1 protein-coding gene is annotated in these 24616 nt (G+C 73.9%); it reads right to left on the bottom strand.

The window, feature by feature from the left end; genetic code table 11:
- Positions 1 to 28: 28 nt before the first annotated feature.
- Positions 29 to 24580, bottom strand: a complete 24552-nt coding sequence (locus K1J60_RS46805) for a type I polyketide synthase (RefSeq protein ID WP_263013092.1) — start codon at positions 24578 to 24580, stop codon at positions 29 to 31.
- Positions 24581 to 24616: the final 36 nt, after the last annotated feature.

Raw genomic sequence — 24616 nt, 5'->3', positions numbered from 1 at the left:
CCGGGCCACGTCGCGTCGAGCGGCGGGATCAGTCGGCCGGGCCGTCGCCGAGCTGCTCACGGATGAGGTTGATCAGCTCGTCGTCGTCCTCGGTGGCGGCGATCCGGTCGGCCATGGGCTCGTCGGCAGTGTCGCCGGCATCGGCCCTCCGGACCGTCCTGCTGTTCCTGCCGGCCGGGCCGGTCGCCGTCCACGTGTCGAGGAAGGCCTGCAGGCGGACGGTGAGCCGCGCCTTCGACAGCTCGTCCGGCGGGCTGTCGGCCACCATGGCTTCCAGCGCGTCCAGCGCTCCGATCAGCGGCCCGACGTCCGTGACCGGCGCGGCGCCCGGCAGCGTGCGGTGCAGATGGTCGGCGAGCGCGGCCGGTGTCGGGTGATCGAAGACGAGCGTTGCCGGGAGGGGCTGCCCACACTCCCGGGCCAGCAGGTCCCGGAACTCGACCGCGGTCAGGGAGTCGAATCCCAGGTCGCTGAAGGGCCGTGAGTCGTCGATGTGGTCGTCCGGGGCGTAGCGGAGGACGACGGTGAGGGTGTGCCGGATCAGCCGGCCGAGTTCGGCCAGCCGCTCGCCGGCGCTGAGCGTGGCGAGCCGGTCGCGCAGACCGGTGTCGCCCTCGTCGTCCGGTACCTCCGCCGTCAGTGCGCGGACGGCCTCCGGCAGTTCGGCGAAGAGCGGGCTCGGCCTGCCCGAGGTGAACACCGGTGTGAACCGTGCCCAGTCGACGTCGGCGACCGTCAGGGCGGACTCTCCGCCGTCGATCGCCTGCGCCAGCGCGGCGGTGGCGAGCTGCGGGTCGAGGGGGGCGAGACCGCGGCGGTGCAGGTACTCCTCCGCCTCCCCCGTCGCGGCCATGCCGGATCCCGCCCACGGCCCCCACGCCACCGAGGTGCCGGCCAGCCCGCGGTCCCTGCGAGCGCGGACCAGCGCCTCCAGGTACGCGTTGCCCGCCGCGTAGAGAGCCTGCCCGCCGCTGCCCCAGGTGGCCGCGATGGATGAGAAGACCACGAAGAGTTCGAGGTCCGCGTACGTGTCGGCGTCGGTGGTGAGCATGTGCAGGTGGGCCGCCCCGCGTACCTTTGCGTCGGTCACCGCCGCGATGGCCTCGGGCCCGGTGCGTTCCAGCAGCTCCGACTGGGGAACGCCCGCGGCGTGGACGATACCGGTCAGCGGCAGGTCCGCCGGGACGGAGGCGAGGAGTTCGGCCACCGCTTCCCGGTCGGAGACGTCGCACTGCGCGACGGTCACCCGGGCGCCCTTGGCCTCCAGCTCGGCGAGCAGTTCCGCGGCGCCGGGGGCATGCAAGCCTCTGCGGCCGGTGAGCAGCAGATGCGCGACGCCTCGGTCCGCCAGCCATCGGGCCACGGTGGCTCCGAGCGCACCGGTGCCGCCGGTGACCAGTACCGTGCCCGGTCGCGACGGTGACCAGGCCTGTGCGGCCTGCTCCGCCTGGCCGGCCCGGAGGAGGCGGCGGCCGAGGACGCGACCGCCGCGCACGGCGACCTGGTCCTCGCCCGTGACTCCGGCGAGGACGGCGACCAGCCTGGCCGGGTTCCACGCACCCTGGTCGGCGGGCAGGTCGATCAGACCGCCCCAGCGCTTGGGGTTCTCGAGCGCGGCGACCTGTCCGAAGCCCCACAGCTGCGCATGCTCGGGCTGGGTGACCCGGTCACCCGCGTTGACCGCGACGGCGCCGCGGGTCAGGCACCACAGAGGTGCGCCGAGCTCGGCGTCTCCGAGGGCCTGGACGAGGGCGAGTTCCATCGGCAGGCCAGCGTGCGGTCCTGCCACGTGGACGACACCGGTGATGCCGCCCGTGACGGCGTCGGCGGACGCGCGGAGGCGTGCGGCCAGGTCGTCCCGGTCGGGTCGGGCCGCGTCCACCGCCAGGCGGACGACCTCGGCACCGGCGGACCGGAGCGCGTCACCGACGCCCGCGTCGTCGTCCGCGTCGCCCGTCTCGATGACGAGCAGCCAGGTTCCGTCGAGCACGGCATCCGGCACGATGGTGGGCCGCCAGTCGACCCGGTAGCGCAACCCGGCGAGTGCCGAGTCCTCCCGGGAGCGCCTGCGCCACGAGGAGAGCGTCGGCAGCAGGGTCCCGAACTCGTCGGGTGCGTAGGGGAGTCCGATGGTGTCGGCGAGTCCGGCGAGGTCCTCGCGCTCGACGGCTTCCCAGAACCGGGCCTCGACCTCGTCGGAGAGCCCGGCAGTGCCGGCCTGCGCACCGATCGCCGGCGCCTCGGGCCAGTAGCGCTCACGCTGGAAGGCGTACGTCGGCAGCGTGACACGACGGCCCGCGGGCAGCACCGCCGACCAGTCCACCTCGACACCCGAGACCCACAGACGACCCAGCGCCGCCAGCACCGACTCGCCCTCGCCCCGGTCCTTGCGCAGCGACGGCGCGAAGACACCCTCGCCGACGGACTGCCGGCCCAAGGCGCACAGCACGCCATCAGGGCCGAGCTCAAGGAAACGCGTGGGCCCGGCTAGCGAGGCGATCGCCTCGGCGAACCGGACAGGCTCACGGATCTGGCCCACCCAGTAGTCCGGGCTCGCCATGTCCCCGGGCGCCGTGGCGACGACGGGAACGGTCGGGGCGTTGTACGTCAACGACTTCGCGACCGCCGCGAACTCGTCGAGCATCGGCTCCATCAGGTGCGAGTGGAACGCGTGGGAGACGGTCAGCCGCTTGACCCGTACGTTCTCGGAGCGCAGCCGCTCCTCCAGCGCGCCGATCGCATCGGCGTCACCGGAAACCGTCACCGACATGGGCCCGTTCACGGCCGCCAGGTCCACCCCTTCGGGCAGCTCCAGCCCGTCCTCGGCCACCTCCACGGCCAGCATCGCACCGCCCGACGGCAACGCGTCCATCAAACGACCACGCGCCGACACCAAACGGCACGCGTCGTCCAGGGACAGCACCCCGGCGCAGTGCGCGGCGGCCAGCTCACCGATCGAATGACCGACCAGGACGTCCGGGGTGACACCCCAGGACTCCACCAGCCGGAACAGCGCGACCTCGACCGCGAACAGCCCGGCCTGGGCGTAGACCGTGCGATCCAGTGCCTCGCCGTCCTCGAACACCACGTCTCGCAGAGGCCGTTCGAGATCCACGCGTGCACACACCGCGTCGAAAGCGTCGGCGAACACCGGGAAGGCGTCGTACAGCTCACGCCCCATACCGACCCGCTGCGCACCCTGACCCGTGAACAGCAGCGCCAGCCCTCCGTGCACGACCCGGTCTCGCACCAGGCCCCGGGCATGCTCGCCGTTGGCCAGCGCGCTCAGGCCGGCCAGCAGTTCGTCGCGGTCGGCACCGGACACCACCGCGCGGTGCTCCAGTCGGGCGCGCGACAGCAGGGTCCGCGCCACCGTCGCGAGTGCCAGGTCCGGCCTTCCGGCGAGGAACCCGCGCAGCCGCTCGGCCTGTGCCGCCAGCGCCTTGGGCGACCGGCCCGACAGCAGCCACGGCGCCGCGGCGTCATCCCGCGGGTCGGCTGCGTCCACCACATCCGCGGGGGCGTCCGTTCGGGCCTGTTCGAGGATGATGTGGGCGTTGGTGCCGCTGATCCCGAACGACGAGACGCCCGCCCGGCGCGGACGGTCCACCTCCGGCCACTCCCGGTTCTCCGTCGCCAGGCGCACCGCCCCCGCCGACCAGTCGACCCGGGACGAGGGCTCGTCCACATGCAGCGTCGCCGGCACGATCCCGTGCCGCATCGCCAGCACCATCTTGATCACACCCGCCACACCCGCAGCCGCCTGCGTATGACCGATGTTCGACTTCACCGACCCCAGATACAGGGGCTCCGCCCGGTCCTGCCCGTACGTCGCCAGCAGCGCCTGCGCCTCGATCGGGTCACCCAGCCTCGTACCCGTACCATGCGCCTCCACCACGTCCACGTCCGACGGAACCAGCCGCGCGTTCGCCAGCGCCCGCCGGATCACCCGCTCCTGCGACGGACCGTTCGGCGCCGTCAAACCGTTCGACGCACCATCCTGGTTCACCGCCGAACCCCGCACCACGGCCAACACCTCATGGCCACGCGCGAGAGCATCCGACAGCCGCTCCACCAGGAGCACACCAACGCCCTCGCCCCAGCCGGTTCCGTCGGCGGCGTCCGCGAACGCCTTGCAGCGGCCGTCGGCCGCCAGTCCGCCCTGGCGCTCGAACTCCGCGAACACCGTCGGCGTGGACATCACCGTGACACCACCGGCCAGTGCCATGTCGCACTCGCCGTTGCGCAGCGCCTGCGCCGCCAGGTGCAACGCCACCAACGACGACGAACACGCCGTGTCCACCGTCACCGCCGGGCCCTCGAGCCCGAAGGCGTACGCCACCCGGCCGGAGAGGACCGCCGCGGCGTTCCCTGTGGCCACGTGTCCTTCGATGGGCTCACCCGAGGCGGCGACCACCTGGGGGTAGTCCTGGCCGTTCGTGCCGGCGAAGACGCCGACCGTGCTTCCGCGCACTCCGCGCGGATCCACCCCGGCGGACTCGAACGCCTCCCACGAGGCCTCGAGCAGCAGCCGCTGCTGCGGGTCCATCGCCAGCGCCTCGCGCGGCGAGATCCCGAACAGCCCCGCGTCGAACTCCGTCACCCCGTCCACGAAACCGCCCTCCGGCGCGAACGCCGCGCGGGCGCTGCCGGGGTTCCAGCCACGGTCGTCCGGGAACCCGGTCATCGCGTCGACTCCGCCCGTCAGCAGTCCCCACAGTTCGTCGGGCGTCGCCACGCTGCCGGGGAGCCGGCAGCTCATGCCGACGATCACCACCGGCTCGTCGGCCGCGTCGGCGCCGGTCCCGGTGAGGGTCCCGGCGACCGCCGGCTCCGCCGGCTGTTCCGCGCCGAACATCTCCTGTTCGAGGAAGCCCGCCAGTGCCTCCGGGGTCGGCCGGTCGAACACCAGCGAGACGGGCAGGGTCAGACCGGTGCGGGCACCGATCAGGTTGCGCAGCTCCACGGCTGCCAGCGAGTCGAAGCCGAGGTCGCGGAACGCCTGGCGGGCACCGATCACGTCCGCCGAGCGGTGCCCGAGCACCGCCGCGGCCCACGCACGGACCGCGTCCAGCAGCAGGCCGCCGCGTCGGCTCGACGGCGCCGCCGCCAGCTCGGCCCTGAACCCTTCGGCCGGGCCGAAGTCACCGCTCGGGGCCCGTACGGCAGAGGCCGCCTCGGACAGTTCGGACAGCAGGACGCTCGGCCGGCTCTCGGTGAGCCCGGCGGCGAACAGTGACCAGTCGATGTCGGCCACCGCCGGCTGCGGTTCGGCGTCGTCGCCCGCGATGACCTGTTCGAGCGCCGTCACGGCCAGTTCGGGGTCCATCGGCGAGAGGCCGCCGCGGCGCAGTCGCCCGGCCACGGCCTGGTCCTCGGCTGCCATACCGTTGCGCGCCCAGGGTCCCCAGGCGATCGACGCCCCGGGCAACCCTTGGTCGCGCCGCCCGCGCATCCACGCGTCGACGAAGGCGTTGGCCGCTGCGTAGTTGCCCTGTCCGGCGCTGCCGATCGTCCCGGCCAGCGACGAGAACGCCACGAAGAAGTCCAGGTCGTGCGGCCGGGTCAGTTCGTCGAGTGCCACAAGGCCGGACGCCTTCGCCGTCAGTACCGCCTCGAAGCGCTCGGGGGTGAGCGTGTCGAGGGTGCCGTCGTCCAGCGCGCCCGCGGCATGGACGACTCCGGTCAGCGGGAGTTCCGCCGGGAGCTGAGCCAGTGCCGCGGTCAGTGCTTCCCGGTCGCTCACGTCGCCCGTCGCCACGATCACCCGCGTGCCCCGCTCGCCCAGTTCCGTGACGAGTTCGGCCGCGCCGGGGGCCTTTGTGCCGCGCCGGCTCAGCAGGAGCAGGCACGGTACGCCTCGGTCGGCCAGCCGGCGGGCGACCACCGCGCCCAGCGCGCCGGTGCCGCCGGTCACCAGGACCGAACCGGGCCGCGACGGCGACCACGATGTGCCACCGTCACCGGATTCCACACGCACCAGGCGGCGTCCGTACGCCGCGGAGTCGCGCACGGCCACTTGGTCCTCGCCCGTGCTTCCGCCGAGGACGGCGGCCAGCCGGGCCCCGCCCCGTGCGTCCAGGACGGGCGGAAGGTCGACCAGGCCGCCCCAGCGGTCCGGGTGCTCCAGTGCGGCGACCAGTCCCAGTCCCCAGGTCTGTGCCTGTACCGGGTGGGCCAGCACGTCCGCGCGCCCGACGGAGACCGCTCCGGAGGTCAGCGCCCAGCAGCGAGCGGTGATCCCGGCATCGCCGAGTGCCTGGAACAGGTTCAGGTTCAGAGTGAGCCCGGCGGGCACCGCCGAGCCCGGAGCCGACTGCTGCGCCCAGGCGGCGAGCGAGACCACTCCGTGCACCGGGCCTGCGGCGGCGAGCTGGGCGGCGAGTGCAGCCCGGTCCGTGTCGGCGCTCACGTCGAGCCGGAACGGCTCGGCACCGGCGGCGGCGAGCGCCGCGGCGACCGCGTCGGCCGGTGCGGATGCGGCGTCGTCGGCGGGCGTCTCCGGTACGACCAGCAGCCAGCGGCCGGTCAGGGACGGGGCGGTCGCGGGCAGGCCGGCGACCGGGCGCCACGTCGTGCGGTAGCGCCACGATCCGAGCACGGATTCGCGGCGCCGTTGACGGCTCCACGAGGAGAGCACCGGCAGCGCCGGGGTGAGCAGGTCGAGGGAGTCGTCGGAGCCGAGGAGGCCGGCGAGCTGGTCCACGTCGGCGCGTTCGACCGCGTCCCAGAAGCGGGTGTCCACCGCGTCGGCGGCGGGCACGGCGGCTGCGGTGACGGCGGCTTGCGGCCAGTACCGCTCGCGCTGGAAGGCGTACGTCGGCAGCGTGACGCGATGGCCTTCGGGCAGCACCATGGCCCAGTCGACCGCGACGCCCGAAGCCCAGAGGCCGGCCAGCGCACGCAGCACGGTGGCGGCCTCTCCCCGGTCCTTGCGCAGCAACGGCAGAGGAGCGTGGTCGGAGACGGTCTGCTGGGCAAGGGCGCAGAGCACCCCGTCGGGGCCGAGTTCGAGCAAGCGGGTGGCGCCGGCGTCCGCGGCCTGGCGTACGGCGTCGGCGAAGCGGACGGGCTCACGGATCTGGGCGACCCAGTAGTCCGGAGTAGCCATGTCCCCCGGCGCCGTGGCGCCGATGGGGATGGCTGGGGCGTTGTACGTCAACGATTCCGCGACGGCGGCGAACTCGTCGAGCATCGGCTCCATCAGGTGCGAGTGGAACGCGTGGGAGACGGTCAGGCGCTTGACCCGTACGTTCTCGGAGCGCAGCCGCTCCTCCAGCGCGCCGATCGCGTCGGCGTCGCCCGAGACCGTCAGGGAGGTGGGGCCGTTCACGGCCGCCAGGTCCACGCCCTCGGGCAGTTCCAGCCCGTCCTCGGCCGCCTCCACGGCCAGCATCGCGCCGCCCGACGGCAACGCGTCCATCAGCCGACCGCGCGCCGAGACCAGGACACACGCGTCGTCCAGGGACAGCACCCCGGCGCAGTGCGCGGCGGCCAGCTCACCGATCGAATGACCGACCAGGACGTCCGGAGTGACACCCCAGGACTCCACCAGCCGGAACAGCGCGACCTCGACCGCGAACAGCCCGGCCTGGGCATAGACGGTCCGGTCCAGTGCCTCGCCGTCCTCGAACACGACGTCACGCAAGGGCCGTTCGAGGTCCACGCGTGCACAGACCGCGTCGAAAGCGTCGGCGAACACCGGGAAGGCGTCGTACAGCTCACGCCCCATACCGACCCGCTGCGCTCCCTGGCCCGTGAACAGCAGCGCCAGCCCGGCGGGCTCGGCCTCGTCGCGGATCACGGACGGCACGGGCCTGTCCTCGGCCAGGGCACCGAGCCCGGCCAGCAGTTCGTCGCGGTCGTCACCGAGCACGACCGCCCGGTGCTCCAGCGCCGCACGCCCCGTCGCCAGCGACCACGCCACGTCCCGTGCGGCGACGTCGAGCTCCGCGTGCACGCGGACCAGGCTCTCCGCCTGGGCGCGCAGCCCCTCGGCGGTGTGGGCCGAGACGACCCAGCCCAGGGTGTCCGCCGCGGCCACCGGGAGGGCGGCCTGCGGGGTGGGTTCGGCCTGTTCGAGGATGATGTGGGCGTTGGTGCCGCTGATGCCGAACGACGACACGCCGGCCCGGCGGGGACGGCCGGCCTCCGGCCACTCCCGTGCCTCCGTCAGCAGCCGCACCACGCCCGCCGACCAGTCCACCTGCGACGACGGCTCGTCCACGTGCAGCGTCGCAGGAAGGATGCCGTGCCTCATCGCGAGCACCATCTTGATCACGCCGGCGACACCGGAAGCAGCCTGCGTGTGCCCGATGTTGGACTTCACCGAGCCCAGGTACAGGGGTTCGTCGCGGTCCTGCCCGTACGTCGCCAGCAGCGCCTGCGCCTCGATCGGGTCACCCAGCCTGGTGCCCGTACCGTGCCCTTCGACCGCGTCGACGTCCGACGGGGTCAGCCGCGCCGCCGTCAGTGCCTGGCGGATGACCCGCTGCTGGGAGGGGCCGTTCGGGGCGGTCAGGCCGTTGGACGCGCCGTCCTGGTTGACGGCCGAGCCGCGCACGACCGCCAGTACCTCGTGGCCCAGACGTCGTGCGTCGGACAGCTTCTCCAGCACCAGTACGCCGACGCCCTCGCCCCAGCCCGTGCCGTCGGCGGCATCCGCGAACGCCTTGCACCGGCCGTCCGAGGCGAGGCCGCCCTGGCGCTCGAACTCCGCGAACACACCCGGCGTCGTCATCACCGTCACGCCACCGGCCAGCGCCATGTCGCACTCGCCGTTGCGCAGCGCCTGCGCCGCCAGATGCATCGCGACCAGCGACGACGAACACGCCGTGTCCACGGTCACCGCGGGCCCCTCGAGCCCGAAGGCGTACGCCACCCGGCCCGAGATCACACTGTTGGCGGTGCCGGCGAGAAGGTAACCCTCGGCTCCGTCCAGGCCGCCGGCGTCGCCGTACCCGGACGAGGAGGCTCCCGCGAACACGCCGACCGGCCGGCCACGCAGCGAGCGCGGATTCATCCCCGCCGACTCGAACGCCTCCCACGAGGCCTCGAGGAGCAGCCGCTGCTGCGGGTCCATCGCCAGCGCCTCGCGCGGCGAGATCCCGAACAGGCCCGCGTCGAACTCCGTCGCGCCGTCGACGAAGCCGCCGGCGGCCGATACGCCTTCCATGGCGTCGGCCGGCCATCCCCGGTCGGCCGGGAATCCGGCGACGCCGTCGCCCTTGCGCGCGATCAGGTCCCACATCTGATCGGCCGAGCGCACCCCGCCGGGGTAGCGGGCGCTCATGCCGACGATCGCGATCGGTTCGTCCGCGCCGGCCACGACGGTGCCCTGGACGGCCGGGGTCGCCGAGGCGAGCGGACCGGCGTGCTCCAGCAGCTCGCCGGCCAGATGTGCCGCGAGCGCGTCGGGGTTCGGGTGGTCGAAGACGAGGGTCGCAGGCAGCGCGAGTCCGGTCTCCGCGCCCAGCAGGTCGCGCAGTTCGACGGCGGTGAGCGAGTCGAAGCCGAGATCGCGGAAGGACCGGTCGGCTTCGACGGCCGCCGCGGAGGGCAGGCCGAGGCAGACGGCGGCACGCGATCGGATCAGGTCGAGCAGCATGCCGTGGCGTCGTCCCTCGGGCGCGGCGACGAGGCTGTCGCGGAACCCCGAGGTCTGGGCGCCGGCCGTCGGTACGGGCGCGAGTGCCGCGGCGGCCTCGGGCAGTCCGGTGAGGAGGGCGCTGTCGCGGCCGGACACGAAGGCGGGGGCAAACCGCGCCCAGTCCACGTCGGCGACGGTCACGCAGCTCTCGCCCAGGTCCACGGCGCGGGCGAGGGCGACGATGGCGAGGTGCGGGTCGAGGGCGACCAGACCGTGCCGGTGCAGGTGCTCCTCCGCGCCGCCCACCTCGGCCATGCCAGGTCCGGCCCAAGGTCCCCATGCCACCGAGGTGCCCGTGGTCCCGTGCGCCCGCCGCTGTTCGACGAGCGCGTCGAGGTGGGCGTTGGCGGCCGCGTAGACGGCCTGCCCGCCGCTGCCCCAGGTGGCGGCGATCGACGAGAAGACGACGAACAGGTCCAGTTCCTGGCCGCGCTCACGGGTCAGCTCGTCGAGATGTGCGGCGCCGGCCACCTTGGCGTCCAGGACGCGGGCGATCTCCGCGTCGTCGGTGTCCGCGAGCGGCCTGGCCTGTCCTGCTCCGGCGGCGTGCACGATGCCGGTCAGCGGGTGCGCGTCCGGGATCTCGTCCAGCACCGCCGCGAGCGCGGCCCGGTCGGTGACGTCGCACGCGGCGACGGTCGCCTCGGTGCCGAGAGCGGCCAGGTCGGCCACGAGTGCTTCGGTGCCGGGTGTGTCCGCGCCCCGGCGGCCGAGCAGCACCAGGTGGGGCGCCCCGCGCCCGGCGAGCCAGCGCGCCACGTGTCCGCCGAGCGCCCCTACCCCGCCGGTGATCAGGATGGTGCCGGTGGGCGTCCAGGGCGTTGTGACCGGGGCGCCCGCGTTCGTACGGACCAGGCGTCGGCCGTACGCACCCGAGGTGCGCACCGCCACTTGGTCCTCGCCGGTGCCGCCCGCGAGAAGGGACACCATGAGTCGGGTCGCGCGGGCGTCGGGCTCGGCCGGGAGGTCGATCAGGCCGCCCCAGCGGCACGGCTGTTCCAGGGCCGCCACTCGGCCGAGTCCCCACGCCTGTGCCTGCTCGGGGCTGAGCAACGGGTCGAAGCGGCCGACCGACACCGCCCCGCTCGTGACCAGCCACACAGGGGCGTCGATCTTCGCTTCGTCCAGCAGCCTCAGAAGGGCCACGGATTCGGTCACCACCGCGGTGGACGGGACCACCACGACGATGCCGGTGACGGTGTGCGGGGCGGCGCCGAGGCTTTCGGCGTCGCCTGCCACCGCGCGTACGTCGGCACCGGCGGCGCGGAGTGCGTCGGCGAGGGCGGGCCGGGGCTCGCCGACGAGCAGCCAGGTGCCGGACAGGGTGCCGGCCGACGCGGCCGTCTCCACGAGGCCGGAGAGCGGGGTCCAGGTGGTGCGGTAGCGCCAGGACTCGGTCAGCGACTCCTCGCGGCGCGAGCGCCGCCACGCCGAGAGGGCGGGGAGCACGGAGTCCAGGTGCTCCGATGTGTCCGGGAGTCCGATGGTGTCGGCGAGTCCGGCGAGGTCCTCGCGCTCGACGGCTTCCCAGAACCGGGCCTCGACCTCGTCGGAGAGCCCGGCAGTGCCGGCCTGCGCACCGATCGCCGGCGCCTCGGGCCAGTAGCGCTCACGCTGGAAGGCGTACGTCGGCAGCGTGACACGACGGCCCGCGGGCAGCACCGCCGACCAGTCCACCTCGACACCCGAGACCCACAGACGACCCAGCGCCGCCAGCACCGACTCGCCCTCGCCCCGGTCCTTGCGCAGCGACGGCGCGAAGACACCCTCGCCGACGGACTGCCGGCCCAAGGCGCACAGCACGCCATCAGGGCCGAGCTCAAGGAAACGCGTGGGCCCGGCGAGCGAGGCGATCGCCTCGGCGAACCGGACAGGCTCACGGATCTGGCCCACCCAGTAGTCCGGGCTCGCCATGTCCCCGGGCGCCGTGGCGACGACCGGGACCGTCGGGGCGTTGTACGTCAACGACTTCGCGACCGCCGCGAACTCGTCGAGCATCGGCTCCATCAGACGCGAATGGAACGCGTGCGAGACGGTCAGGCGCTTGACCCGTACGTTCTCGGAGCGCAGCCGCTCCTCCAGCGCGCCGATCGCATCGGCGTCACCGGAAACCGTCACCGACATGGGCCCGTTCACGGCCGCCAGGTCCACCCCTTCGGGCAGTTCCAGCCCGTCCTCGGCCACCTCCACGGCCAGCATCGCGCCGCCCGACGGCAACGCGTCCATCAAACGACCACGCGCCGACACCAGGACACACGCATCGTCCAGAGACAGCACCCCGGCGCAGTGTGCGGCAGCCAGTTCACCGATCGAGTGGCCCACGAGGACACTCGGGGTCACACCCCAGGACTCCACCAGCCGGAACAGCGCCACCTCGACCGCGAACAGCCCCGCCTGCGTGTAGACCGTCCGGGCCAACAGCTCCGCATCCTCACCGAACACCACCTCACGCAGAGGCCGTTCGAGATCCACGCGTGCACAGACCGCGTCGAAAGCGTCGGCGAACACCGGGAACGCCTCGTACAGCTCACGCCCCATACCGACCCGCTGCGCACCCTGACCCGAGAACAGGAACGCGGTCCTGCCCTCGCGCGCGGTGCCGGTGACGACCCGGTTCGAGGGCTCGGCAGCGGCCAGGGCGGACAGGCCGTCCGCGAGGTCCGACGGGGTGCTGCCCACGATGACCGCTCGGTGGTCCAGGGCCTCTCTGGTCGTGGCCAGTGACCACGCCACGTCCTGCGCGGCGAGCTCGTGTTCCGCGGACGCCCGGCTCAGGCGCTCAGCCTGGGCGCACAGCCCTTCTGCCGTGTGGGCCGAGACGACCCAGCCCAGGGTTCCCGGTGCGTCCACCACATCCGCGGGGGCGTCCGTTCGGGCCTGTTCGAGGATGATGTGGGCGTTGGTGCCGCTGATCCCGAACGACGAGACGCCCGCCCGGCGCGGACGGTCCGCCTCCGGCCACTCCCGGTTCTCCGTCGCCAGGCGCACCGCCCCCGCCGACCAGTCGACCCGGGACGAGGGCTCGTCCACATGCAGCGTCGCCGGCACGATCCCGTGCCGCATCGCCAGCACCATCTTGATCACACCCGCCACACCCGCAGCCGCCTGCGTATGACCGATGTTCGACTTCACCGACCCCAGATACAGGGGCTCCGCCCGGTCCTGCCCGTACGTCGCCAGCAACGCCTGCGCCTCGATCGGGTCACCCAGCCGCGTACCCGTACCATGCGCCTCCACCACGTCCACGTCCGACGGAACCAGCCGCGCGTTCGCCAGCGCCCGCCGGATCACCCGCTCCTGCGACGGACCGTTCGGCGCCGTCAAACCGTTCGACGCACCATCCTGGTTCACCGCCGAACCCCGCACCACGGCCAACACCTCATGGCCACGCGCGAGAGCATCCGACAGCCGCTCCACGAGCAGCAGGCCCACACCCTCGGACATACCGGTGCCGTCCGCGTCGTCCGCGAACGCCTTGCACCGGCCGTCCGAGGCCAGGCCGCGCTGCCGGTCGAACTCGGTGATGACACCAGGTGTGGACATCACCGTGACACCACCGGCCAGTGCCATGTCGCACTCGCCGTTGCGCAGCGCCTGCGCCGCCAGGTGCAACGCCACCAACGACGACGAACACGCCGTGTCCACCGTCACCGCCGGGCCCTCGAGCCCGAAGGCGTACGCCAGCCGGCCCGAGGCCACGCTGGTCGCGGTGCCGGTCATCACGTGCCCGGCCGCCGAGTCCGGCAGGTGCATTCCCAGGCCGTACTGGGCGTGGGCGGCACCGACGAAGACACCGGTGGCCGATCCGTGCGCGTCGGAGGGGCGGATGCCCGCGGACTCGAACGCCTCCCACGAGGCCTCGAGCAGCAGCCGCTGCTGCGGGTCCATCGCCAGCGCCTCGCGCGGCGAGATCCCGAACAGCCCCGCGTCGAACTCCGTCACCCCGTCCACGAAACCGCCGCGTGCGGCCTCGCCCGCGACGACGCGCGCCGGCCAACCGCGGTCCGCCGGGAAGCCGGCGATCGCGTCCGCGCCGGTGCTGACCATCGACCACAGGTCTGCCGGGGAGGCGACCCCGCCGGGCAGCCGGCAGGCCATGCCGACGATCGCGACCGGCTCCGCGTGCGTGGCGGCGGCCGGCTCAGGTCGTACGGCGGCCTCCAGCGCGGGCTCGCCGCCCAGCAGGCCGACGAGGTGGTCGGTGAGCACCGCCGGGGTGGGGTGGTCGAAGACCAGGGTGGCCGGGAGCCGGAGACCGGTCGCGGCGTTCAGGCGGTTGCGCAGTTCCACGGCCGTCAGCGAGTCGAAGCCGAGGGCACGGAAGGCCTGGCGGGCACCGATCGCGTCGGTGTGGGCGTGCCCGAGGACCGTCGCGGCGTTGCCGCGTACGAGATCGAGCACGGCCTCGCGCCGTTCCGCGGCGGACAGCCCGTGCAGCCGCCGCGCGAGGGTGGTGTGGGCGTCCGAGTCGCGGCCGGCGGCCCGCCGGCCCAGCGGGCGGATCAGCCCGCGCAGCAGGGCGGGGACCGCAGCGTCACGGGAGCGGTCGAGGGCGACGGGCACCAGGTGCGGGAGGTGCATGGCGGACGCGGCGTCGAAGAGCGCCAGGCCCAGCTCGGTGTCCAGCGTCGGGACCTTCCTGCTGCCGGACCTGGTCGCGGACGGTGCCGTCGAGGGGTCGAGCACATGGCCGGTCATCGCGCTGGCCTGTTCCCACAGGCCCCAGCCCAGGGACTGGGCGGGCAGGCCGTGGGAGCGGCGCCAGGAGGCAAGGCCGTCGAGGAAGCCGTTCGCCGCGGCGTAGTTGGACTGACCGCCGGTGCCGAAGGTGGCCGCGGCGGAGGAATAGAGCGCGAAGAGGGCGAGGTCGGCGTCGGCCGTCAGTTCGTGCAGGTGGACGGCCGCGTCCACCTTGGGCCGGAGTACGGCGTCCAGGCGGGCGGGCGTCATCGCCTCGAACACGCCGTCGTCGAGGGCCCCTGCCGCGTGTACGACGCCGGTGAGCGGGTGCTCGGCGGGGACGGCCGCGAGGACCTCCGCCAGCGCGTCGCGGTCGGCGGCGTCGCAGGCCACGACCTCCGCCCGGGCTCCGAGCGCGTGGAGGTCGTCGAGCAGCTCGGCCGCGCCCGCGCTCTGTGTGCCCCGGCGGCTGAGGAGCAGGAGGTTCCGGGCGCCGTGCTCGGTGACGAGGTGCCGGGCGAGCAGTCCGCCCAGGGTCCCGGTGCCGCCGGTGATGAGGACGGTGCCGTCGGGGTCGAGGGGTGCCGGCACGGTCATGACGTTCTTTCCGACATGACGGGCCTGGCTGATGAAGCGGAACGCGGAGGCCGCGTCCCGTACGTCCCACACGGTGGTGGGCAGCAGGGTGAGCGCGCCGTTGTCGAAGAGGGCGAGGACCTCACTGAGGATCTCCCGCATACGGTCGGCTCCCGCTTCGGCGGGGTTGAACGCCCGGTAGTGCGTTCCCGGGTGGTCGGCCGCCACCTGCGCGGTGTCGCGCAGGTCGGTGCGGCTCATGTCGGCGAACCGGCCGCCGTCGGCGAGGAGACGCAGCGACGCGTCGACGAACTCGCCTGCCAGCGAGTTGAGGACCACGTCCACGCCGCGGCCGCCGGTGGCGGACCGGAAGCGGTCCTCGAAGGCGAGGTCGCGCGAGGAGCCGATGTGCGTGTCGTCGAGGCCGGCGGAGCGCAGCGTGTCCCACTTGCCGGGGCTCGCCGTGCCGAACACCTCCAGGCCGAGGTGGCGGGCGAGCTGGAGCGCCGCCATGCCGACGCCGCCCGCCGCCGAGTGCACGAGCACCGACTCTCCGGGGCGGGCGGCCGCCACGTCGGTCAGGCCGTAGTACGCCGTGGAGAAGACGACCGGCACGGTCGCCGCCTGGGCGAAGGACCAGCCCGCGGGGACGGGCGCCAGCAGGCGGCGGTCGGTGACGGCGCGTGAGGCGATGCCGCCGCTGAAGAAGCCGAACACGCGGTCGCCCACGGCCAGATCGGTGACGCCGGGTCCGGTCTCGGTCACCACGCCGGCCGCCTCGGCGCCCATCTGGGCCTGGTCGGGGTACATGCCGAGGGCGATGAGGACGTCCCGGAAGTTCACTCCGGCAGCGCGCACGGCGACCCGGACCTGGCCGGGTGCCAGGGGGGCGTCGGCTTCGGGGGTGGCGACGAGGGCGAGGTTCTCGAGGGTCCCCTCGTCGGTGACGTCCAGCCGCCAGGCGGCCGTTCCGGCGGGGAGTTCGAGCGCGTCGGCGGTGTCGCGGTGCGCGAGGCGGGGCACCCAGGCCCGGCCGTCGCGGACGGCGAGCTGCGGTTCGTCGTCGACGACGGCCCAGGCGGGCCAGGTCTCGTCGTCCCCGCCCGCCGGGTCACGGTCGAGCAGCACGATCCGGCCCGGGTGTTCGGTCTGCGCCGAGCGCAGCAGGCCCCAGACCGCCGCTCCGGCGAGGTCGGTCACGGCCTGTCCGGGGGCCGCGGGGACGGCGCCGCGCGTGAGGACCACCAGGCGTGCCTGCGCGGACCGTTCGTCGGCGAGCCATTCCTGGACGGCGTGCAGGACGTCGTGCGTGGTCTGCCGGACCGCGTCCGCCGTGTCGGCCCCGGGTGTGGGGTCGGGCAGGGGGAGCACCGTGACCGGTGCGTGCGGGGCCGTGTCGGTCGGGTGCGTACCGGAGGCGGACAGGCCGGTGGTGACCCAGTCCGTGGTGTCGGGTGCTGTGTTTCCGGTGTCCGGGAGAAGCGTCCAGTCGAGGGCGAAGAGGGTGCTGCGGACCGTGTGGTCCTGGGCTCGGCCCAGTGCCTGGGAGAGGGCGTCGGGGGTGATCTCGCGCAGGACGAGGGAGTCGATGGTCACCACCGGCAGTCCTGCCGGGTCGGTGGCCCGGACGTCGAGCCCGTCCGCTCCGACCGTCAGCGTCACCCGCAGGAACGTGGCGTCCGTGGCGTGGAGGGACACTCCCTTCCACGCGAACGGCAGCCGTGCTCCTTCGTCTCCGGCCACGGTGACCAGGCCCGCCGCGTGCAGCGCGGCGTCCAGCAGCGCGGGATGTATCCCGAACCCGTCGGCGTCGGACTCCTGATCCAGTGCGATCTCCGCGAAGACCGTGTCGCCCTGCTGCCACGCGGCCCGCAGCCCCCGGAACGCGGGGCCGTACACGTATCCGGCGTCGGCCAGGCCGTCGTAGAAGCCAGCGGTCTCCACCGGTCGCGCACCGGCCGGGGGCCATACCTCATCGCCGGTCGTGCCGGGGCCTGCCGGGGCAGGGGTCTCCGAGACGCCCAGCAGGCCTGCGGCGTGGCAGACCCATTCCGCTTCGTCGGCGGGTCGGGAGAAGATCTCCACCGGGCGGTCGCCGTCGTCCTCGGCCGCGCCCACCGCCACGCGGATCGCCACGCCGCCGGGCGCCGGGGCGAGCGGTGTCCGGAGCACGAGTTCGCGCAGTACTCCGCAGCCGACCTGGTCGCCGGCCTGCAGCGCCATCTCCACCAGCGCGGTGCCGGGCACGAGTTGCGCGCCGAGCACGACATGGTCGGCCAGCCACGGGTGGGCGGACGGTGACAGGCGGCCGGTCAGCACCACGCCGCCGTCGGGGAGGGCGACGACGGCGCCCAGCAGGGGGTGGGCGAGCCCGGACTGGCCCACGGCCGAGACGTCGCCGGTCATGGCCTGCTTCGGCCAGTAGCGCTCGCGCTGGAAGGCGTACGTCGGCAGCTCGATCCGGGGGCCGGCGGACAGCAGGCTCGACCAGTCGACGTCCACGCCGGCGGTCCATGCCTGGGCCAGCGCGGTCAGGAACCGCTGGGGTCCGCCTTCGTCGCGCCGCAGGGTGCCCAGGACGGTGCCTTCGGCGTCGGCGGCTTCGAGGGTCTGCTCGATGCCAGGGGTCAGGACGGGATGCGGACTGGACTCCAGGAACACCGACCGGCCATCAGCCAGCAACGCGGCCGTCGCCTCGTCGAACCGCACCAACGACCGCAAGCTCTCATACCAATAGCCCGCATCCATCACCGCCGTGTCGATACGCCCACCGGTCACCGACGAATACAACGGCACCGACGAGGACTTGGGCACAATCGGAGCCAGATCGGCGAGGATCCGCTCCCGCAACTCCTCCACCTGCACCGAATGCGACGCGTAGTCCACCGGCACCCGACGCGCCCGAACCCCACGCCCCTCACACAAAACCATCAAAGCATCGAGCGCATCCGGTTCACCCGACACCACCGTCGAACCCGGACCGTTGACCGCGGCCACCGAGACCCGGCCCCCAAAACCCGCCACCAGCTCCCCGGCCACCTCCGGACCGGCCGCCAGCGACACCATCCCACCCCGGCCCGCCAACACCCGCAGCGCACGCGAACGCAACGCCACCACACGAGCACCGTCCACCACCGACAGACCACCAGCCACCACCGCAGCCGCGATCTCACCCTGCGAATGCCCCACCACCGCCGACGGCACCACACCACACGAACGCCACAACCGCGCCAGCGACACCATCAACGCCCACAGAACCGGCTGGACCACATCCACCCGACCCCACAACACCTCGTCCCCGCTCTCCAACACCTCCCACAACGACCAGTCCACATGCGGCTCCAACGCCACCGCACACTCCTCAAGACCCTCCCGGAACACCGACGACCAGCCCGCCAGCTCCCGACCCATCCCCAACCACTGCGACCCCTGCCCCGGAAACACCAACACGGGTCCGGTCTGCGCGGAACCCGCGACACCGGTCACCGCGTCGGCGACCTCGCGGCCCTCGGCCAGGGCCTCGAGCGCCAGGCGCAGGTCTGCCAGGTCCGAGCCCAGGAGGACGGCGCGGTGCCCCAGAGCGGCACGCGTCGCCGCGAGCGAGAAGCCGATCCGACCGACCGTCGGTCCGCCGTCCGCGTCCAACTCCCGGACGTGGTCGAGCAGACGCGCGGCCTGACCCCGCAGCGCCTGCTGCGTACGCCCCGACAGCACCCACGGCACCACACCACCGGCCTCCACCACCGGAGCGGCAGGCACCTCGTCGCCGTCGGGCTCGGGCGCGGCCTCAAGGATCACGTGCGCGTTCGTACCGCTCATTCCGAACGAGGAGACACCGGCGCGGCGCGGCCGGTCCGTCTCCGGCCACTGACGCACCTCGGTCAGCAGTTCGACGGCCCCGGCCTCCCAGTCCACCCGGGAGGACGGCTCGTCCACGTGCAGTGTCGGCGGCAGCACTCCGTGCCGCAGCGCCATGACCATCTTGATCACGCCCGCGACGCCCGAGGCCGCCTGGGTGTGCCCGATGTTCGACTTCAACGACCCCAGATACAGGGGCTCTTCACGGTCCTGCCCGTACGTCGCGAGCAGCGCCTGCGCCTCGATCGGGTCACCCAGCGTCGTACCCGTACCATGCGCCTCCACGACGTCCACGTCGGCGGTGCCCAGGCGCGCGTCGGCCAGGGCCCGCCGGATGACCCGCTCCTGGGAGGGGCCGTTCGGCGCGGTCAGGCCGTTCGACGCACCGTCCTGGTTGATGGCCGAGCCCCGCACGACGGCCAGCACCTCGTGCCCGTTGCGCCGTGCGTCCGAGAGCCGTTCCAGCACAAGCAGGCCGACGCCCTCGCTCCAGCCGGTGCCGTCGGCCGCGTCCGCGAAGGCCCTGCAGCGGCCGTCCGAGGAGAGTCCGCCCTGCCGCTCGAACTCGGCGAAGATGCTCGGCACGGCCATGACGGTGATGCCGCCGGCCAGTGCCAGTTCGCACTCTCCCTGGCGCAGGGCCTGCACGGCCAGGTGCAGCGCGACCAGCGACGACGAACACGCCGTGTCCACCGTCACCGCGGGACCCTCAAGACCGAGGGTGTACGCCACGCGGCCCGAGATCACACTGTTGGCGCCGCCGGCAAGGACGTGTCCTTCCGTGCCCGTGGCCAGGTCGGTGCCCATGCCGTAGCCGGACGAGGAAGCGCCGACGAGCACGCCGGTGGAGGTGCGGTGCAGGGAGAGCGGGTCGATTCCGGCGTGCTCGAGCGCCTCCCAGGAGGCCTCGAGGAGCAGGCGCTGCTGCGGGTCCATCGCGAGCGCCTCGCGCGGCGAGATGTTGAACAGGCCCGCGTCGAAGTCCGTCGCCGCGTCCACGAAGCCGCCGCGCAGCGCGTACGACGCGCCGACGACGTCGGCGTCCCAGCCGCGGTCGGCCGGGAAGGGGCCGGTTCCGTCGGTGCCGGACACGACCGTGTCCCACAGCGCCTGTGGGCCGTCCACGCCGCCCGGCAGGCGGCAGCTCATGCCGACGATGACCACCGGGTCGTCGTCGGGCGAGGGCGGGGCGGGGAGCTGTACGGCCGTCGCCGGGGTCCGCGCTCCGCCGGACAGCTCGCCGAGCAGGTACTCGCTCAGCGCCACCGGGGTCGGGTGGTCGAAGACGAGGGTCGCCGGCAGTCGCAGCCCGGTCTCGGCGGTGAGGACGTTGCGCAGCTCCACGGCGGTCAGCGAGTCGAAGCCGACGTCCCGGAAGGCCCGGCGGGGTTCCACGGCGCCCGCTCCGGCGTGTCCGAGCACCCTCGCGGTGTGGGTGCGGACGGCTTCCAGCAGCAGGCGCGGCCATTCGGACTCGGGTGCGGCGGCCAGTTCGTCGCGCAGTTCCGAGGACACCGTGTCGGCGTCGGGGGCACCGGCTGCGTCGCCGGCCGCCGCTGCGGCTTCGGGAAGTTCGGCGAGCAGCGGGCTGGGCCGTCCGGAGAGGAAGGCCGGCGCGAACCGCTGCCAGTCGACGTCCGCGATGCTCACGTACGTCTCGTCGCGGTCCACCGCGTCACCGAGCCCTCTGACGGCGAGCGTGGGGTCCAGCGCCGCCAGCCCGCGCCGGCGGTGCGCCTCCACGACCTCGTCGTCCTTGGCCATGCCGATCTCGGCCCACGGCCCCCAGGCGATCGCGGTGCCGGTCAGGCCGCGCGCGCGGCGGTCGGCGACCAGCGCGTCGAGGTACGCGTTGCCGGCGGCGTACGCGCCCTGTCCGCCGCTGCCCCAGGTCGCGGCGATGGAGGAGAACACGACGAACAGGTCGAGGTCGTCGGTGAGTTCGTCGAGCAGTGCCGCGCCCGTGACCTTGCCGCCGATCACCTCGGTGAGCCCGGCCTCGTCGGTCTCGAGCAGCGGGCTGCCGTCGCCGACCCCGGCGGTGTGCACCACACCGGTGAGGGGGAACTCGGCGGGGACTGCGGCCAGCAGGGCGGCCAGCGACTCCCGGTCGGCGATGTCGTGGGCGGCGACCGTCACCCGGGCGCCGAGTTCGGTCAGTTCGGCCGTCAGGTCGTCGGCGCCGGGTGCGTCCTGGCCGCGGCGGCTCGCAAGGAGCAGGTGCGGTACGCCGCGTCCCGCGAGCCACCGGGCGACGTCGGCGCCGAGTCCGCCGGTGCCGCCGGTGACGAGTACGGTGCCGTCGGTCGTCCACTGGCGCGTGGGGGCCTCGGCCCGTGGGGCCCGTACGACGCGGCGGCCGTAGGCCCGCCCGTCGCGCAGGGCCACCTGGTCCTCGCCCCGGTCGCCGGCGAGGAGCGTCGTCAGCAGTGCACCCGTGGTGCCGTCCACGGTCGGCGGCAGGTCGATCAGGCCGCCCCACACCGCCGGCCGTTCGAGCGCGGCGACGCGCCCCAGGCCCCACAGCAGTGCCTGTTCGGGGCGGGTCGGCCGGTCGCCGTCTCCGGTGGACACCGCGCCCCGGGTCAGGCACCACAGGGTGGCGCCGGTCTCCGCGTCGCTGACCGCCTGGAACACCGTGAGCAGCGCCGCGAGTTCGGCTGCCGCCGCGGTCTGCGACGGGTTCCCGTCCGGGCTTCCGGCGACGTACAGGACCGCGTCCGGGGCAGCGACGGCCACCCGCTCGGCGATGGCGGACCGGTCGTCGGTGGGTGCCAGCGTCATCTCGCGGACCTGGGCTCCGGCGGCGCTGAGCGCGTCGGCCACCTCCCGCGCGGGTGTGGTCTCCCCGGAGGTGAGGAGCAGCCAGGTGCCGGTGGGGGCGGTGGAGTGGGGGTCGCCGGCGAGCGGCTTCCATGCGACGTGGTAGCGCCACGAGTCGAGGACGGCGTCCTCGTGCCGGGAGCGCCGCCACGAGGAGAGCGCGGGTACGAGCTCCTCCAGTGCCCCGGCGTCGTCCCGTATGCCGAGGGTCTCGGCCAGCGCGGCGAGGTCCTCCCGCTCGACGGCCTCCCAGAACCGGGCCTCGTCACCGTCGGCGGGCGTGGGAGCGGCGGCCGGGGCGTCCGTGTGGGGCTCGGGCCAGTAGCGCTCGCGCTGGAACGGGTAGGTGGGCAGGTCGACACGGCGCCCTTCGGGCAGTACCGCGGGCCAGTCCACGTCGGCTCCGGAGGCCCACAGGCGGCCGAGCGCGGCGAGGCCGGCCTCCTGCTCGCCCCGGTCCCTGCGCAGCAGGGGTGCGCAGACGAGGTCCGCGGCGTTCTGCTGCGCCAGGGCGCACAGCACCCCGTCCGGGCCCAGTTCGACCACGCGCGTCACGCCGTCGGCGCGCAGCTGCGTCACGCCGTCGGCGAAGCGGACGGGCTCGCGGACCTGGCTCACCCAGTAGCCGGGGGTGGCGAGGTCGCCCGGTGCGGTGGTGACGACGGGGATCTCGGGGGTGTGGTACGTCAACGACTGTGCGACGGCGGTGAACTCGTCGAGCATCGGCTCCATCAGGTGCGAGTGGAACGCGTGCGAGACGGTGAGCCGCTTGACCCGGACGCCCTGCGCCCGGAGTCGCTCCTCCAGTACCGTGATCGCGTCGGCGTCACCGGAGACCGTCACCGAAGTGGGGCCGTTGACGGCCGCGAGATCCACCCGGTCGGGCAGCTCCAGCTCGTCCTCGGCGGCCTCCACGGCGAGCATCGCTCCGCCGGACGGCAGCGCGTCCATCAGCCGGCCGCGCGCCGACACCAGCCGGCAGGCGTCCTCCAGCGACAGCACTCCCGCCACGTGTGCGCAGGCCACCTCGCCGATCGAGTGTCCCAGCAGGACGTCGGGGAACATGCCCCACGTCTCCAGGAGGCGGAACAGCGCGACTTCAAGCGCGAACAGGCCGGCCTGGGCGTAGACGGTCCGGCCGAGCGCTTCCGCGTCGCCGAACACCACGTCGCGCAGCGGCCGTTCCAGGTCCATCCGCGCGCACACGGCGTCGAAGGCCTCCGCGAACGCGGGGTGGGCTTCGTACAGTTCGCGGCCCATGCCGATGCGCTGGGCGCCCTGGCCCGTGAAGAGGAACGCCGTCCGGCCCTCGCCGACGACGCCCGACACCACGCCCCCGGCGGTTGCGCCCGTCGTCAGCGCGGCGAGCCCGGCGAGCAGGTCCTCGTGGCCGGTGCCGGACACCACAGCGCGGTGTGTCAGGTCGGCCCGGGTGGTCGCCAGCGACCACGCGACGTCGGCCGGGCTTTCGGGCCGCTCGCGGAGCTGCCCGGCCAGCCGCTCGGCCTGCACGCGCAGCGCGGCGGCGGTCTGTGCCGACACCGGCCAGACGACCGGCCCGTGGGGCCGTGCGGGCCGCGCCTCGGCGGGCGCCGAGACGGTGGCGTCCGGCAGCCCGTCGGGGTCCGGGGCCGGCGCCTCCTCGATGATCACGTGGACGTTGGTGCCGCTGATGCCGAACGCCGAGACGCCGATCCGCCGGGGCGCCTCACCGCGCGGCCACGGCCGTGGCTCGCTCAGCAGACGGACGCCGCCGCCCGGCCGGGCGGCGTGGGGGCTTTCCTCTTCGACGTGCAGCGTGCGCGGCAGCTGGTCGTGGTGCATCGCCAGGACGCTCTTCATCACGCCGGCGACGCCGGCGGTGGCCTGCGTGTGGCCGATGTTCGACTTGAGGGAGCCCAGCCACAGGGGGTGGGCGGTGTCCCGGTCGCGGCCGTAGGTGTCCTGGAGGGCCTTGAGCTCGATGGCGTCGCCCAGTCTGGTGCCGGTGCCGTGCGCCTCCACCGCGTCGATGTCGGCGGGGGTGAGCCGGGCGGCGGCGAGCGCGGCACGGATGACGCGCTGCTGGGACGGGCCGTTGGGGGCGGTGAGGCCGTTGGACGCGCCGTCCTGGTTCATCGCGCTGCCCCGGACGACGGCGAGGACGTCGTGCCCCAGCCGGCGCGCGTCGGAGAGCCGTTCCACCACCAGGACCGCGACGCCCTCGCTCCAGCCGGTGCCGTCCGCTCCGGCCGAGAAGGACTTGCAGCGCCCGTCGGAGGCCATGCCGCCCTGCTTGCCGAACTCGCTGAACGCGTCCGGGGTGGTGATCACGGCGACGCCGCCGACGAGTGCCCGGCCGCACTCGCCCTGGCGGAGCGCCTGCACCGCCAGGTGCAGCGCGGCCAGCGACGACGAGCAGGCGGTGTCCACGGTGACCGCCGGGCCCTCCAGGCCGTACACGTAGGAGAGCCGGCCGGACAGCACGCTGTGGGCGCTGCCGGTGAGCTGGTAGCCCACCGTGCTCTCCGGCATCCGGCCGACCGTGGCGTACCCGGTCGGCGAGGCGCCGATGAAGACCCCGGTGTCGCTGCCGGCCAGCGAGTGCGGGTCGATGCCCGCCCGTTCCAGGGCCTCCCACGACGCCTCGAGGAGCAGGCGCTGCTGGGGGTCCATCGCGAGGGCCTCGCGAGGGTTGATGCCGAACAGCGCGGCGTCGAAGTCGGTGGCGTGCGGTACGAATCCGCCCCGGCGGGCGTAGCCCTCCGGGGCGGGCCCGGTCTCCGTCCAGCCGCGGTCGTCGGGGAAGTCCACGATCGCGTCGGTGCCGTCGGCGACCAGCCGCCACAGCTCCTCCGGCGCGCCGACGCCGCCGGGGAGCCGGCAGCTCATCGCGACGATGGCCACCGGTTCGCGGGCGGCATCCCGCATCTCCCGGTTCTGCCTGCGAAGGCGTTCGACCTCCTTCAGGGAGGCCCTGAGGGCTTCTACGGCCTTCTCGTCACGAGTATTCATCGAGTTCTCCACCGCTCAGGGATGGTCTCGGCCGGC

The sequence above is a fragment of the Streptomyces akebiae genome (genome assembly GCF_019599145.1).
Lineage (GTDB): Bacteria > Actinomycetota > Actinomycetes > Streptomycetales > Streptomycetaceae > Streptomyces > Streptomyces akebiae.
The sequence above is the reverse complement of the archived record's forward strand: the minus strand, read 5'-3'. Positions and strand labels throughout refer to the sequence as shown.

What these genes read in the sequence shown, in the direction of transcription:
- K1J60_RS46805 (WP_263013092.1), bottom strand. Translation starts at nt 24,580, where the DNA reads ATGAATACTCGTGACGAGAAGGCCGTAGAAGCCCTCAGGGCCTCCCTG.